We start from the raw sequence: 809 nt of genomic DNA, 5'->3' as shown, positions 1-809 counted from the left end.
CATACATCTTCAGCGCCTTGCCGGTGAACGCGACCTGATCGACCAGGAAGCCGACAAAGGCCGACACCGGCGCGCCGCTGGCCCGCCGGCAATCGCCGCAATGGCAGTAGCTGACGTGATGCGGTTCGGCAGAGGCCTCGAACCGCACGGCGCCGCAGCGGCAGCCGCCGGCATAGGGCGCTGTCATGCGCTCAGGCCTCCGAACAAAGTCGGCATGTCGAGCGGCCGGAAGCCGTAGTGCGACAGCCAGCGCACGTCTGCATCGAAGAAGGCGCGCAGGTCCGGCATGCCGTATTTCAGCATGGCGATGCGGTCTATGCCCATGCCCCAGGCAAAGCCCTGATATTCGTCCGGATCGAGACCGCCATGGCGCAGCACATTGGGATGCACCATGCCGCAGCCGAGGATCTCCATCCAGTCGGAGCCTTCGCCGAAGCGCACCTCGCCGGGCCGCGAGCGATCGCACTGGATGTCCACCTCGAGGCTTGGCTCGGTGAACGGGAAGAAGGACGGCCGGAAGCGCATCTTAACCTGCGGCACCTCGAAGAAGGCCTTGCAGAACTCCTCCAGCACCCACTTCATGTTGGCGACGTTGGCTGTCTTGTCGATCACCAGCCCCTCGACCTGATGGAACATCGGCGAGTGGGTGGCGTCCGAATCCTGCCGGTACGTCTTGCCAGGAATGACGATGCGGATCGGCGGCTTCTTCGTTTCCATGGTGCGGATCTGCACCGGCGAAGTGTGCGTGCGCAAAAGCTTGCGCTCGCCCTTCTCGTCCGGCTGGAAGAAGAAGGTGTCGTGCATCTCGC

General features: G+C 64.0%; 1 protein-coding gene and 1 pseudogene. Both read right to left on the bottom strand.

The features are described from left to right. Positions 1-187 (bottom strand): annotated as a pseudogene (locus EN884_RS37500) (GFA family protein); the annotation flags it as partial. Then, positions 184-809 (bottom strand): phenylalanine--tRNA ligase subunit alpha (gene pheS / locus EN884_RS37495; RefSeq protein ID WP_128361207.1); only part of this gene is annotated, 626 nt, incomplete at its 5' end. The gene pheS and the pseudogene EN884_RS37500, both read right to left, overlap by 4 nt.

Origin of the sequence: Mesorhizobium sp. M7A.F.Ca.AU.001.01.1.1 (genome assembly GCF_004022735.1) — a bacterium.
In the GTDB taxonomy this organism is placed as follows: domain Bacteria; phylum Pseudomonadota; class Alphaproteobacteria; order Rhizobiales; family Rhizobiaceae; genus Mesorhizobium; species Mesorhizobium ciceri.
Note: the sequence above shows the minus strand (reverse complement) of the source record. Positions and strands in the feature narration are given on the sequence as shown.